The sequence below is a fragment of the Streptomyces lothianensis genome (genome assembly GCF_047779955.1).
GTDB lineage: Bacteria > Actinomycetota > Actinomycetes > Streptomycetales > Streptomycetaceae > Streptomyces.
In genome coordinates, this window is the sequence record NZ_JBLMKT010000055.1 from 1 (window position 1) to 12945 (window position 12945).

The 12945-nt window shown below is 69.2% G+C and carries 12 protein-coding genes and 1 pseudogene; 5 read left to right on the plus strand and 8 right to left on the minus strand.

Annotation, left to right across the window (positions count from 1 at the left end; genetic code table 11):
• Positions 1 to 889 precede the first annotated feature (889 nt).
• Both ACLF6P_RS18990 and ACLF6P_RS18995 read left to right on the plus strand, forming a co-directional pair.
• On the plus strand, positions 890 to 1675 hold the full coding sequence (locus tag ACLF6P_RS18990; protein ID WP_415951815.1) for a helix-turn-helix domain-containing protein: 786 nt from the start codon (positions 890 to 892) through the stop codon (positions 1673 to 1675).
• On the plus strand, positions 1672 to 1893 hold the full coding sequence (locus ACLF6P_RS18995) for a DUF397 domain-containing protein (protein WP_415951694.1): 222 nt from the start codon (positions 1672 to 1674) through the stop codon (positions 1891 to 1893). Before ACLF6P_RS18990 ends, ACLF6P_RS18995 begins: the two co-directional genes overlap by 4 nt.
• A 108-nt stretch (positions 1894 to 2001) precedes the next feature.
• Here ACLF6P_RS18995 and ACLF6P_RS19000 read toward each other — a convergent pair whose 3' ends face one another.
• Both ACLF6P_RS19000 and ACLF6P_RS19005 read right to left on the minus strand, forming a co-directional pair.
• Positions 2002 to 2313 carry a hypothetical protein gene (locus ACLF6P_RS19000; protein ID WP_415951696.1) on the minus strand — a complete coding sequence of 104 codons (312 nt, stop codon included), beginning with the start codon at positions 2311 to 2313 and terminating at the stop codon, positions 2002 to 2004.
• A gap of 255 nt (positions 2314 to 2568) precedes the next feature.
• Complete coding sequence (locus tag ACLF6P_RS19005; RefSeq protein WP_415951697.1) at positions 2569 to 3012, minus strand: hypothetical protein; 444 nt, start codon at positions 3010 to 3012, stop codon at positions 2569 to 2571.
• Positions 3013 to 3433: 421 nt separating this feature from the next.
• Between ACLF6P_RS19005 and ACLF6P_RS19010 the strand changes: the two are divergent.
• Positions 3434 to 4578, plus strand: a pseudogene (locus ACLF6P_RS19010) (IS256 family transposase).
• A 176-nt stretch (positions 4579 to 4754) separates the two neighbouring features.
• Here the strand turns inward: ACLF6P_RS19010 and ACLF6P_RS19015 are convergent.
• From ACLF6P_RS19015 to ACLF6P_RS19030, 4 genes are all read right to left on the minus strand, one after another.
• Complete coding sequence (locus ACLF6P_RS19015) at positions 4755 to 6356, minus strand: DEAD/DEAH box helicase (protein ID WP_415951699.1); 1602 nt, start codon at positions 6354 to 6356, stop codon at positions 4755 to 4757.
• A gap of 166 nt (positions 6357 to 6522) precedes the next feature.
• On the minus strand, positions 6523 to 6726 hold the full coding sequence (locus ACLF6P_RS19020) for a cold-shock protein (RefSeq protein WP_415951700.1): 204 nt from the start codon (positions 6724 to 6726) through the stop codon (positions 6523 to 6525).
• Between the two features lie 261 nt (positions 6727 to 6987).
• Positions 6988 to 9264 carry a HelD family protein gene (locus tag ACLF6P_RS19025; RefSeq protein ID WP_415951816.1) on the minus strand — a complete coding sequence of 759 codons (2277 nt, stop codon included), beginning with the start codon at positions 9262 to 9264 and terminating at the stop codon, positions 6988 to 6990.
• Positions 9265 to 9460: 196 nt separating this feature from the next.
• Complete coding sequence (locus ACLF6P_RS19030; protein ID WP_415951701.1) at positions 9461 to 10240, minus strand: NAD(P)H-dependent oxidoreductase; 780 nt, start codon at positions 10238 to 10240, stop codon at positions 9461 to 9463.
• Between the two features lie 162 nt (positions 10241 to 10402).
• Between ACLF6P_RS19030 and ACLF6P_RS19035 the strand changes: the two genes are divergently transcribed.
• Positions 10403 to 11299: a helix-turn-helix transcriptional regulator gene (locus tag ACLF6P_RS19035; protein ID WP_415951702.1), complete on the plus strand. Its 897-nt coding sequence runs from the start codon at positions 10403 to 10405 to the stop codon at positions 11297 to 11299.
• A gap of 45 nt (positions 11300 to 11344) precedes the next feature.
• On the opposite strand, the gene trxA is transcribed toward ACLF6P_RS19035, so the two are convergent.
• A complete protein-coding gene (gene trxA / locus ACLF6P_RS19040; protein WP_415951817.1) occupies positions 11345 to 11680 on the minus strand; it encodes a thioredoxin in 336 nt (111 codons plus the stop codon).
• Between the two features lie 232 nt (positions 11681 to 11912).
• The gene (locus ACLF6P_RS19045; protein WP_415951703.1) at positions 11913 to 12332 is read right to left on the minus strand and encodes a MerR family transcriptional regulator; all 420 of its coding nucleotides are present in this window, start codon (positions 12330 to 12332) and stop codon (positions 11913 to 11915) included.
• 93 nt (positions 12333 to 12425) lie between these two features.
• Here ACLF6P_RS19045 and ACLF6P_RS19050 point away from each other — a divergent pair, with 93 nt between their 5' ends.
• Positions 12426 to 12845, plus strand: coding sequence for a cytidine deaminase family protein (locus ACLF6P_RS19050; protein WP_415951704.1), 420 nt, complete (start codon positions 12426 to 12428; stop codon positions 12843 to 12845).
• The last annotated feature ends 100 nt before the right edge of the window (positions 12846 to 12945 follow it).

Consider the following 12945-nt stretch of genomic DNA (forward strand, 5'->3'; position numbering starts at 1 on the left):
ACCGCACGGGTGACCAGCCGTCAGCCCCTACGACACCACGAGTTCAACCTCAGTAAGGGCAGCGCCGGGCCGAGTCACCATGCCACCGCCCACCGCCACCGCCCCCGCTACCCGCCGCCCACCGTGGAGCGGGCGGCGAACTCTGGGTAACGAAAACTTCACGCCGAGCAATGGGCGGGATCCAGCCACGCGGGCGCACCGGGCCCTGGCATGAGCCCGGCGGCGCTGCAACCCTGCGAACGCGCGCAGCGGCCAAGCACCTGGTTGCGTCGCTTCCCCCTCAGGAGCCCGGGCGGTCCCCCATGCCGCCCGGGCTCCACCTCGTACACCCGAGGCCAGTGGCACCGGACCAAGCTCCTGGGCAAGGCGAGCGGACGCGTACTCGCTGGGGCGAGGCTCGCACCGAGCTCCGCCGTGGAGCCGGCCGCCGCGGACTCGCCATGACCGACCGCCGCAAGGAACCGGGCCGAACGGATTCAGCCGATCCGCGCGGAGAGTTCACTCGCGGACCGGATTCCACCGGACGCGCAGGTCCGCCCACACGGCCTCACGGGGCAGTGCCCCGACGTCGACGCCCCACCGCTCCGACAGCACGGCCACGGTCATCAGCCAGGAGCCGGGCCAGCCGCACGCCCCTGCGAGTCGAGGAGAAGCACTGGGCGAAGGCGTGAGTGGAGGCATGGGTGAGGGTGTCGAGTCGGCGTGCATCCATGGGCCAAGCTTCCCGGCGGAAGACTCCGACAGCCGACGCCGAGCCGCGTACGCTGCGCGAGCGTACACGCACGCACTGTGGACAGTACGGACCGCGAGCCGTGCCCCTGGGTGACCGGAGGTGGTCACAGTGGACCCAGCACGTACGGAGTGCGGCGAACCCGAGCCGTCGGACGGCATGAAGGCGTTCGGCGCGGTGGTCCAGGCTTTACGGGAGCACGCGGGGCTCAGCCGCGAGGAGTTCGCGCTGCAGGTCGGCTACTCCAGACACACGGTGGCCTCCGTCGAACCGGGGCGCCGCATGCCGGACCGCGACCTCGTCGACCGAGCGGAGGCCGCGACCGGCAACACCGGGGCACTGCGCCGCTCGGCCCAGCACCTGTCCCGCCAACCGGGCCTTGCGGCGTGGTTCCGCCAGTGGGCCCGCATGGAACAGCAGGCGGTCAGCCTGTACACATACGAATGCCGCCTGGTCCCTGGCCTGTTGCAGACCGCCGCCTACGCCAGAACCCTGTTCGTGAACCAGCTCCCACCCCTGGGCGACGAACAGATCGAGGCCCAGCTCCAGGCCCGCCTCGGCCGGCAGCGCCTGCTACGGGAACGGCCGAACACCGCGTACAGCTTCATCCTCGAAGAGCAGGTCTTCGTCCGGCGGACGGGCGGCACGAAGGTGACCCGCGAACTCATCGACCACATCCTCGACCTCGCCGAACTGCGCAACATCGAGGTGCAGTTGATGCCGCAGGTGCGCGAGAGCCATGCCGGTCTCGCCGGACCGATGCAGCTCCTCGAGTCACCCGACAACCGGTGGTTCGCGTACATCGAGGGCCAGAAGACCGGCCAATTGATCTCGGACCGCAAAGAGGTCAGCACGCTCCAGATGCGGTTTGCCAGGATGCGCTCACAGGCCCTGACGCTGGAGGACTCCCTGGGCCTTCTGCGGCGGATGCGAGGAGCGCTATGACCGGCACCGGACTCACCTGGTTCAAGAGCAGTTACAGCGGCGGCGACGGCGACAGCTGCGTCGAGGTCGCCCCCTGCCCCACCGCCATCCACGTACGCGACTCCAAGGACACGACCCTGCCGAGCTTCCACGTGGCCCCAGCGGCTTGGCGCGCCTTCGTCTCAGCCATCCCGCCACAACCCGTGCGGGCGAAGGTCCGCTCGACTACCCACCGGTAGACGCCAGGACCAGTGCCATGGCGGGTGTTTCGTCGGGCGATTGCCCGGACGATGCGGTTCAGAATACCTTTCACCCTGACTTCGGCAAGGGTCAGGCTCAGGTGTGACCTACACCATGATCAGGCCTGCTACGGCGAGGCCTGCAGCCAGAGCGAGCGGGCCATCCACGGACCAGCTGCGGCGAACCCTGCGAGCGACTTTCACGCCCTTTCCATGAACGGTCGGGAGCTTTGTCGCTGCAAGTCCGCTTTGGATCTCTGACGCAGCACGGTCACTTGTTTTGAAGAGAAGGCTGTCCAGCAGCGAACCACCAAAGCCAAAAGGTCGAATTACTTCGCCATGGGACGTCTCGATCTCCAGCGCTCCTCCGGAGTTCGCCATCACGCCGCGCACAGCTTGCTTAGGAATCACGAACGTCATGATGAGACTGTCCACGCGAATAACCCCATCCGCCAGGACCACCTTGCAGCTTCCGATCCTCCGAAAGAGCGCCGTCACAGCCGAAATTACCGCCCCGATCAGGAAGGCGTTACGGTAGTCCTCACGCGCCAGTGCCGCAGCTAGGACTAGAAGGTATAGCCCCCAGAGGGATGCAATCCCTGCCCAACTGACGATGGGCCAGGACCGGCGGCGCAGAACGCGCCGCCGATCCATACTCTGCCTTGACATTAATCCTCAACATCCTCTGCCAGCAAACGCACTGGCGTTGCCAGCGCCACAGAATCCCCATGAGAGCTGCGAGTTCACACCGACGTTCAAGGCTGTCCTACTGCGGTCAACGACGTTGACCGACTGCGTGACCATCCCTTTCCGCCCGCCGCCAACTCCCGTGCCATATCCCATCTTCGTCCTGTACGCCGGAACCTTGACCGTGACTCGCTCGATCGCGTTCCCCGTGAATGCGGAACGCCAATTCCCGGCACCCATCGCGCGGGCTGCACTCACTGCCACGAGGCCACCCCCGACAGTCCAAGCAAGTGTCTTGCCGTATCCGGCCCAGTCCATCTCTCCAGTCTTGAGATAATCGCCAGCATATGCGGCCGTGGCTGCGGCAACCCCGACGACTGTGCACATTCCCGCTGAGACCACCAGGCACGCCCCGAACCCGACAATGGTCATGCCGAGCTTGATTCCCTCCCAGTGATCGCTTGTCCAATCCGCGACCCCTGACACTACCCTGCCGCCTGTACTATCCCATGCGCTCTTCAGGCCGTTACCGACGCTCTCCCAAAAGCCCGCTTCCTTCTTCTCTGCCTCTTGCCGGGCCTTTTCTGCTTCGTATGCGGCTCTGTCGGGCCTGCCCTGAGTTCCGTGGACGTCCGGTATGACCGGATGGCATCGGGGTGCCCGGTGCCGGGAAGGATCATGATGGGCGACAGGAATGAGCCCGGCAAGCGTTCGAGCGTCGTACGTACGGGAGCCGAGTTGACTCAGCGACAGGTACAGGACCAGGAGATCGCGGCAGCTGGTCGAGCGGGCTCGAAGTGAGGGCGTGAGCCTGGTCGGGCAGGACAGCCTGTTCAAGGGGTTGTTGAAGAGTGTGCTGGAAGGCGCGCTTGAGGCGGAGATGACGGAGCATCTCGGCTATGAGAAGGGTGATCCGGCCGGCCGCGGGACGGCGAACGCGCGCAACGGGACAGGCTCGAAACGGGTGCGCACCGACCTCGGCGAGGTGGAGATCGCTGTGCCCCGGGACCGGGAGGGTACGTTCGAGCCGCAGATCGTGGCCAAGCACCAGCGTCGGCTGGAGGGCTTCGACGAGGCCGTGCTCTCGCTCTATGCGAAGGGCCTCACCACGGGTGAGATCCAGCAGCACCTCGCGGAGATCTACGACATGGACGTCTCGCGCGGGCTGATCTCACGGGCCACCGACAAGATCAAGGACGAGGTCGATGCATGGCGGTCGCGTCCGCTGGACGAGATCTATGCAGTCCTGATGATCGATGCGATCGTCCTGAAGATCCGCGACGGGGCGGTCTCCAACCGGCCGGTCTACATTGCGGTCGGGATCAGTCTCGAGGGCGAACGTGACGTGCTGGGCATGTGGGTCGGCACTGGCGGCGAGGGCGCCAAGCAGTGGATGACATGGCTGGCAGAGCTCCGTAACCGGGGCGTCCAGGACGTGCTGATTTCCTGCTGTGACGGGCTGAAGGGACTGCCCGATTCACTCACGGCGATCTGGCCGCAGACCGACGTGCAGCTCTGTGTCGTGCACATGGTCCGCAACTCGCTCCGGTTCGCCTCCCGCGCCCACTGGCAGGCCATCACCAAGGAACTGCGGCAGATCTGCACCGCACCGACCGAAGAAGCGGCCAAGGCCCGGTTCGCCGAGTTCGAGGAGGGTGGGGCAGCCAGTATCCGGCGATGACCGGGCTGTGGCGCAAGAACTGGGTGCACTTCGCCGAGTTCCTGAAGTTCCCGCTCGGCGTCCGCAAGATCGTCTACACCACGAACATGATCGAGTCACTGAACTCGCGGTTCCGGCAGGCCAGTCGCCGCCGCGGGCACTTCCCCAGCGAGGACGCCGCCCTGAAAGTCCTCTACCTCGCGATCCGGCATCGCGAACCCAACCGCCCGAACCCGACCGGCCGGACCCACAACTGGAAAGCCGCCATCAACGTCCTCGTCGGCTACTACGGCGACCGCATCGACCTCGACGGATTCGGCCTGAACACCACCGAGTGATCAACCGCAACTAAACCAGCAACACGTCAAAGAAGCGGCATACACGGAAACCGAGACACGCCCAGGCCAGGAAGCCACAGCTCCCGGCTCCCCTGCCTGGCAACGGCAAGGGGCCGTCCTGTCGCGCGACAGGACGGCCCCTTGCTCAAAAGAACACTCAGGTGTTCACCGGACGTTCACGCCGACCGCCGCACCCGCGCCGCCTTGCGGGCCTCCGCCATCTCGCGGGCCTCGGCCGTGCGGCGGGACGGGGAGCCGGAGCGGGAGCCGCCTGCGCGGGAGCCGCCCGTGCGGCCGCCCGGCTGGCCCGCGCCGGAGCCGCCCGCCTGGCCGCGGCGGGTGCCGCGGCCGCGGAACGGGGCTCCGCCGCGGGGCTGCTTGGGGCGGTCGGCGGGCGGGGCCGCCGTGACGACCGGTATGCCGGAGGGGGTCTGGGCGCCGGTGACGCGGGTGAGTTCGGCGTCGCCGGAGCGGACCTCGGCGGTCTGCGGGCGGATGCCGGCATCGGTCATCAGGCGGCGCATCTCGCGGCGCTGGTTGGGCAGCACGAGGGTGACGACGCGGCCGGACTCGCCGGCCCGTGCGGTGCGGCCGCCTCGGTGCAGATAGTCCTTGTGGTCGCCCGGCGGGTCCACGTTGACCACGAGGTCGAGATCGTCGACGTGGATGCCGCGGGCCGCCACGTTCGTGGCGACGAGTGCGGTGACCTCGCCGTTCTTGAAGCGGTCGAGGGTGCGGGTGCGCTGCGGCTGGGACTTGCCGCCGTGCAGCGCCCCGGCCCGTACACCGCTGGCGAGCAGGTGCTTGACCAGCTTGTCCACGGAGTGCTTGGTGTCCAGGAACATGATCACGCGGCCGTCACGGGCGGCGATCTCCGTCGTCACCGCGTACTTGTCGGCGATCTGGATGTTGAGGAGGTGGTGCTCCATCGTCGAGACCGCGCCCGCGGACGGGTCGACGGAGTGGACGACCGGGTCGGTCAGATAACCGCGGACGAGTTTGTCGACATTGCGGTCGAGGGTGGCCGAGAACAGCATCCGCTGGCCCTCGGGGTGCACCTGGTCGAGCAGCTGGGTGACCTGCGGCAGAAAGCCCAGGTCGCACATCTGGTCGGCCTCGTCGAGGACGGTGATCGTCACCCGGTCGAGGCGGCAGTCACGGCGCTCGATGAGGTCCTTGAGGCGTCCGGGCGTCGCGACGACGATCTCCGCGCCGGAGCGCAGCGCACCGGCCTGGCGGCCGATCGACATTCCGCCGACAACGGTCGCCATCCGGAGGTTCACGGCTGTGGCGTACGGCGCGAGCGCGGCGGTGACCTGCTGGGCGAGCTCACGGGTGGGCACGAGCACCAGGCCGAGCGGCTGCTTGGGCTGGGCGCGGCGGCCCGCGGTGCGGGCGAGCAGGGCGAGGCCGAAGGCGAGGGTCTTACCGGAGCCGGTGCGGCCGCGGCCGAGCACGTCGCGGGCCGCGAGGGAGTTCGGCAGGGTGGCGGCCTGGATCGGGAAGGGGGCGGTGACGCCCTCGGCGGCCAGGGTCTTCAGGAGCGCGGCCGGCAGGTCGAGTTCCTGGAAGGACTCGACGGCGGGCAGCGCGGGTGTCACGGTCTCGGGGAGCGCGAATTCCGCGGGCGGCGTGCTGCGCTTGCGGCCGCGGGAGGCGTTGGGGCCTGCGGCGGCGTTACGGCCCCCGCTCCGGTTGCCTGAACGGTTCGAGCCGCCTGCGCGGCCCTGGCCGGGACCGCCTGCGCGGCCCTGGTTCGAACGCTGGAAACGGTTCATGGAGAACCTCCTCGATGGGGCACGCATCGAGGAATTCACAGCCGCTGGGTGAGCGCCGGGTGAATTGCAAGCACGAGCCGGTAGGTGAAGAAGTGAAGCAGAAACCACGACGCAGCCGGGAATCGTGAGAATCACGATTCCCGGCTGCGTCGCGCGGTGCCTGTGATCAGGCGGGGGTGATGTTCTCCGCCTGCGGACCCTTCGGGCCCTGCGTGACGTCGAAGTTCACCTTCTGGCCCTCGAGCAGCTCACGGAAGCCCTGGGCGTTGATGTTCGAGTAGTGGGCGAAGACGTCGGGGCCGCCACCGTCCTGCTCGATGAAGCCGAAGCCCTTTTCCGAGTTGAACCACTTCACGGTTCCAGTGGCCATGACAATCTCCTTCGATAAAAACAAAAAGGGCCTCGCGGCATCCAGCCGTCGAGGCACCTGAAGTCACTCACCAGGGTAACGCACTTTGCGCCCGTGTCACACCACCTTCTTGTCCGCGCCCTTACGGACCGGTAAGTAACGAAGCGCCGGATGGCCCGTCGACCGGCAGGGGAAGGCCCCGGAGGCGGTGGGAGGCACGGGCTGCACGGGCGGCACGAGCGGCACGGGCGGCCCGCGCTCCCACCGGAGGCCGTCCGCGCCTCAGCGCGAGGAGCCCTTCAGCTCCCCGAGCCCGGCCGGAAGCTCGCCCGTGTGCAGGACGGCCAGCGCACGGGTGGCCCTGGTCAGCGCCACGTACAGATCGCTCGTGCGGCACCGCGCGGGCTCCACGACGATCACGGCGTCGAATTCCAGGCCCTTCGACTGGACGGCGTCGAGCAGCACCACGCCGTGCGTGAGGTCAGGTTCCTCGCCCGCCGTGACGCCGTCGAGGTGCCCGGCGAGCGCGGGGTGCAGTTCGCGCGGTGCGATCACCGCGAGCCGCCCCTCCTGCGGGGTCATCTCGCGGGCGAGCTTCCCGGTCTCCGCCGCGAGCTCGGCGGCCGCGACCCTGGTGATCCGTGGCTCGACGCCCGTGGAACGCACCGAGCGCGGCGGCTCGAAGTCCGGGTTGCCGGCCCGGATGACCGCGGCCGCGAGTTCCATGATCTCGGCGGGCGTGCGGTAGTTGACGCCGAGCCGTACATGCTCGTATCGGTCGCCCACGTACGGCTGGAGGATCGAGGACCACGAGCCGAGCGCCGCCGCGTCGCCGGTCTGTGCCGGATCGCCCACCAGCGTCATCGACTTCGTGGGCGACCGGCGCATCAGGAGCCGCCAGGCCATCGCCGAAAGCTCCTGCGCCTCGTCCACGATGATGTGCCCGAAGGCCCAGGTGCGGTCGGCGGCCGCGCGTTCGGCGGCGGAGCGCAGATCGGCCTCCTCCTGGCGTTCGGCCATCCGCTCGGCGTCGATGATGTCGTGCGCCGAGAGCACCTCGGCGGCGTCTGCGCTGTCGTCGTACAGCTCCTCCTTGTCCTCGAACTCGTAGGTGCGCGAGGCGAAGGACAGATCGAGCACGCCCTGCGCGTATTCGATCCGGCGCTGCCGCTCGGCCTCCTGCCGGGCCCGCTCGGCCGAGTCGTCCACGCCGAGCAGTTCCGCGGCCTCGTCGAGCAGCGGTACGTCGGCACTGGTCCAGGGCCCGGAGGTGCGGCGGATGTGCTCGGCGTCCGCGTCCGGGAGATAGCCGGCCGGGTCGGCGAGGAGTTCCCGTACGAGCTGTTCGGGGCTCAGCTCCGGCCACAGCTCCGCGATCGCGGCGTGCACCTCCGCGCTGGTCGCGACGTCCTTACCGAGCTGTGCCTGGTCGTCGGGGCCGAGCAGGTTGGGGCCGCCGAACGGGTCCGCGCCGATGCGTTCCACGAGCTGCTCGGTGAGCGAGTCGATGATCCGGAAGGCGAAGTAGGGGCGGGCGAGGTTGTGCGGCAGATGCGTCTCGCGGGCCTCGGCGCGCGCCCGCTCGGCCATGTCCCGGTCGAGCAGCAGCGTGCCGTTGTCCTCGTGGTCGATCTCCAGTACCTCGTCGGGCACGGACTGCCGGTCCCGTACGAATTCGGCGAGCACCTCGGCCATCGCGGCCCGGCCCTTCACCTCGGCGGCGGCCCTGCTGTCCTCGCCCTTCGCCTCGACGCCCGGGTAGAGCTCGCCGACGGTCGCGAGGAGCACACCGGTCTCGCCGAGCGAGGGCAGTACCTCGCCGATGTAGCCGAGGAAGGCCGGGTTGGGGCCGACGATCAGGACGGCCCGCTTGGCGAGCAGTTCCCGCTGCGCGTAGAGCAGATACGCGGCCCGGTGCAGCGCCACCGCGGTCTTGCCGGTGCCGGGGCCGCCCTCCACGACCATGACGCCGCGGTGCGGGGCGCGGATGATGCGGTCCTGTTCGGCCTGGATGGTCTGCACGATGTCGCCCATGCGCCCGGTGCGCGCGGCGCCCAGTGCGGCGAGCAGCACCGCGTCGCCGCTCGGGTCCTCGAAGCCGGTGCGCTCCTCGTCGTTCAGGTCGAGGATCTCGTCGTGCAGCGCGAGGACCTCATGCCCCTTCATCGTGATGTGCCGGCGCCGCCGGAGCCCCATCGGGACATGGCTCGTGGCGAGATAGAAAGGCCGCGCGACATCGGCACGCCAGTCGATCAGGAGCGGGGTGCGCTCGCGGTCGTCGGCGCGGATTCCGATGCGTCCGATATGGAAACTGTCACGTTCCTCGATCAGGTCGTCCGGGTGGTTGAGATCGATCCGGCCGAAGACCAGACCGTTTTCCACCCCGTTCAGCTCGGCGACAAGGCGCCCCTTCTCAAGCACGGCGACATCCCGCTCCAGACGCGCCTGCCGCCCGGTCCCCACCTGGTCGAGGGCGCGTTCGGCCGCCCGCTCGGCGGCCTCCTGGAGCTGCCCCAGACGCGCATACACACGGGCGACGCATTCCTGCTCGCTCCGCAGCTCCTCGGACGTTGACAATTCGGCTCCTCGCGCGATATGGTGTCTTCGTTGGGCCTCTTCGAGAGGCCTTTTTTCTTGGGCACAGAAACCCCCAATATACGCGCGGAAATGCCCCGGCTGTCAAACAGCCGGGGCATTTCTCATGACGGACACGCCAAGGGGACCAAGACGCACGGGCCAGTGGGAACTCGGCGCCTCAGCCCGCCACATGCAGCCCGAACCCGCTGCGGCCCGCGGGCTCCAGGCCCTCCTTGAGCTGCAGTGAGGGGATGTCGTAGTCGCCGAAGTTCTGCCGCCGGTACGGGATCGGCTCCGTCGTCTCCAGGGTGAGGAGCCGATCCCGCCAGGCCTTGGCGACATCCGGGTAGGCATCCTCGGTCATCCGGTCGGTGCCGTAGAGGACGAACGGGGGCACGGCCTCGATGCCCGGGTAGAAGAGGATCCCGTGGTGGATCGGGAAGAGCAGGTCCTCGATGGGGCCGTTGATCCCGCGCGGCCCGTAGTGCGATTCGAGGCCGCCGATGGTCACCGAGAGCATCGCCTTCTTGCCGGCGAGGGTGCCCTCGCCGTAGCGCTCCCCGTACTTGACGTCGCTGTGCTCGCCCACCCCGTACGCGAAACGGTAGGTGAACACGCGGTCCACCCAGCCTTTGAGGATGGCCGGCATCGAGTACCACCACAGCGGGAACTGGAAGATGACGTGGTCCGCCCAGAGGAGCTTCTCCTGCTCGGCGCGCACATCCTCGGTGAGTTCGCCCGCGTGGAAGGCGCGGCCGGAGTCGGCGGCGACGCGCAGCGGGCTCGACGCGTGCGGCCCGTAGTCGGCGGCGTCCACGACCGGTTTCCAGTTCATCGCGTACAGGTCGCTGACCCGCACCTCGTGACCGGCCTCGGTGAGGGTGGAGACGGCGAGGTCCTTGAGCGAGCTGTTGAGGGAACGGGGCTCGGGATGGGCGTGGACGATCAGGGTCTTCATGGCAGCCGGCTCCTCGGATCGGTCGACCGGTCGTCGGTCGGTACGGTCTCGATCCTGGGGCCCGTTCGGCTCCCTGTTCAGGGGCGCCGGATCCGTAGGACCGGACTTCCTGGTACTGGCAGGACCACCCTCGTCCCGTACGGCACGGCCATACTCGAAGGCATGGAACGCGGTGACCGGAAGCGCGCACAGGACCGCCCACAGACACAGGACGACCTCGCCGGCTTTCTGCGGACCCGGCGTTCGCGGGTCGACCCGGCCGCCGTCGGTATCCCCACCGACAGCCGCCGGCGGGTCGCGGGGCTGCGCCGCGAGGAGGTCGCGCACCTGTCGGGGGTGAGCGTCGACTATTACGTACGCCTCGAACAGGGCCGCGCCACCCAGCCCTCCGAGCAGGTGCTCGACGCGCTCGCCCGCGTCCTCGGCCTGGACGGCACGGAACGCGAGCACCTCGACCGGCTCGCCCACCGGCCGCGCCGCCGCGCGAAGGCGCCGGGTGTGCGGGTACGGCCCGAACTGCTGCGCGTCCTCGACCTGGTCACCGACGCGCCCGCCCTGATCATGAACCACCGGCTCGACGTCCTCGCGGGCAACCGGCTCGCCGCGCTGCTGCACGGCCGCACCTCGCTGACCGGCCTCAACACGGCCCGGCACGTCTTCCTCGACGAGGACGAGCGCGGGCTGTACGACCAGTGGGAGACGTGCACGCTCGACGCGGTCGGTCATCTGCGCCTGGCCGCCGGCAAGTACCCCGACGACCCCCGGCTCGCCTCCCTCATCGGCGAGTTGGCCATGGGCAGCGAACGCTTCCGCCGCCTGTGGGCCCGCGCGGACGTCCGCGCCCGCACGCACGGCCGCAAGTGCTACCGCCACCCCCTGGTCGGCCTCCTCGAACTCCACCAGGAGAACTTCTCCCTCCCCGACGAGTCCGGCATGGAACTCATCGTCCTCTCCGCCCCGCCCGCGAGCGCGGCCGAGGACGGGCTGCGGCTCCTCGCGCGGATCGGCGAAGGGGAGGGATCACCTCGGCCGGACACCGCCAGAACGGACAGCAACTGAGACAGTCGCCCCCTCCCCCGGCCGGAACGCGGATCTCAAGCGATCTCAGAGGACCGCCTCGGCAAGTTCCGCGAGGAGCTTGCGCTTCGGGCGGGCGCCGACCACCTGCCAGACCGGCTCGCCGCCCCTGAACGCCATCAGCGTGGGCATCGACAGCACGCCGTACGCCGTCGTCGTGCCCGGGTTGGCGTCCACGTCCAGCTGGACCACCTTGAGGCGGTCGGCCTCCTCGCGGGCGATCTCGCTCAGCACCGGCGCCAGTTGGCGGCAGGGGCCGCACCAGTCGGCCGTGTACTCGACCAGTACGGGAAGCTCCGCCTTGAGCACCTCCTGCTCGAAGTCGGCATCGGTCACCTCGGCCACACCTTCGGCCTTCACCACGATCCTCACCCCTCGTCGTCCTGCCTTGTTGTTCTGCTGGTCGTCCTGCGCGGTCACCGTTGCTCTGCTGGTCGTTCTACGCGGTCACCGTTGCTCTGCTGGTCGTCCTGCGCGGTCACCGTTGCTCTGCTGGTCGTCCTACCCGGTCACCGTTGTTCTGCTGGTCGTCCTACGCGGTCATCGTTGCTCTGCTGGTCGTGGTGTCCGCACGCGGTCTCCGCGCCCGGTCGCCCTACGCAGTCGTCTCGCACAGCGGATCCGGCCCGCCGGGCCGCCCGGACTCGGCCGCGAGCCGGGCCCTCGCTTGCTCGGCGCGCTCCAGCTGGCCGCGCACCTTCGCGCGTACGGCGGCCAACTCGCCGATCAGCGTGTCGAGTTCGTCGAGCTTGCGGCGGTAGACGGCGAGCGAGGCGGGACAGGAGTCCCCCTCGGGATGCCCGGCCCGCAGACACTCCACGAACGGGCGGGTCTCCTCCAGGCCGAAGCCGAAGTCCTGCAGCAGCCTGATCTGACGGACCAGCCGCAGGTCGCTCTCGTCGTACGCCCGGTACCCGTTGCCGCCGCGCCGCGCGGGCAGCAGCCCGCGCTCCTCGTAGTACCGGAGCGCCCGCGTGGTGGTTCCGGCCCGCTCGGCCAATTCCCCGATCCGCATGCGTACGAAGGTAATCCTTGACGCCGACGTCAAGGAAAGCGCCGGGGCTCACCCGACCGGGGAGGCGGGCGGCCCGGTGCCTAGGCTGACCGGATGCACCGGATGCAGACGGATCGCGACCAGGAACTGATCGAGGCCGCCGCCGAGCTGGCGGAACGTGCCTGCGGGGGTGACAACCACACCGTCGCCTCGGCGGCCCGGGCCGCCGACGGGCGGATCTTCACCGGCGTCAACGTGTACCACTTCACCGGCGGGCCCTGCGCGGAGCTGGTCGCGATCGGGGCGGCCGCGACGGCAGGGGTGCGCGAGCTGAGTGCGATCGTGGCGGTGGGCGACCGCGGGCGCGGGGTGATCGCTCCCTGCGGGCGGTGCCGGCAGGTGCTGCTCGACTACTTCCCCGGAATCCGGGTGCTCGTGCCGGACGGTGCCGCGCTCGCCACCGTCCCCGTACCGGAACTGCTGCCGCACACGTACGTGTGGAGCGATCACCAGCTCGACGCACACGACGGCTGAACACGCCGGGGCCCGGCACGCGCGGGACCTTCTGGGACGAACAGCTGCCTCCCCGGGCAAGTCCGGCCCGTAGGTTCCTACGACCCGTGATCCTGGGGGA

Coding starts and splice junctions, on each gene's coding strand:
- ACLF6P_RS19035 (WP_415951702.1), top strand. CDS start 10,403: ATGGAACGCGGTGACCGGAAGCGCGCACAGGACCGCCCACAGACACAG.
- ACLF6P_RS19020 (WP_415951700.1), bottom strand. CDS start 6,726: ATGGCCACTGGAACCGTGAAGTGGTTCAACTCGGAAAAGGGCTTCGGC.
- ACLF6P_RS19045 (WP_415951703.1), bottom strand. CDS start 12,332: ATGCGGATCGGGGAATTGGCCGAGCGGGCCGGAACCACCACGCGGGCG.
- ACLF6P_RS19030 (WP_415951701.1), bottom strand. CDS start 10,240: ATGAAGACCCTGATCGTCCACGCCCATCCCGAGCCCCGTTCCCTCAAC.
- ACLF6P_RS18990 (WP_415951815.1), top strand. CDS start 890: ATGAAGGCGTTCGGCGCGGTGGTCCAGGCTTTACGGGAGCACGCGGGG.
- ACLF6P_RS18995 (WP_415951694.1), top strand. CDS start 1,672: ATGACCGGCACCGGACTCACCTGGTTCAAGAGCAGTTACAGCGGCGGC.
- ACLF6P_RS19050 (WP_415951704.1), top strand. CDS start 12,426: ATGCACCGGATGCAGACGGATCGCGACCAGGAACTGATCGAGGCCGCC.
- ACLF6P_RS19015 (WP_415951699.1), bottom strand. CDS start 6,356: ATGAACCGTTTCCAGCGTTCGAACCAGGGCCGCGCAGGCGGTCCCGGC.
- ACLF6P_RS19005 (WP_415951697.1), bottom strand. CDS start 3,012: ATGACCATTGTCGGGTTCGGGGCGTGCCTGGTGGTCTCAGCGGGAATG.
- ACLF6P_RS19000 (WP_415951696.1), bottom strand. CDS start 2,313: ATGACGTTCGTGATTCCTAAGCAAGCTGTGCGCGGCGTGATGGCGAAC.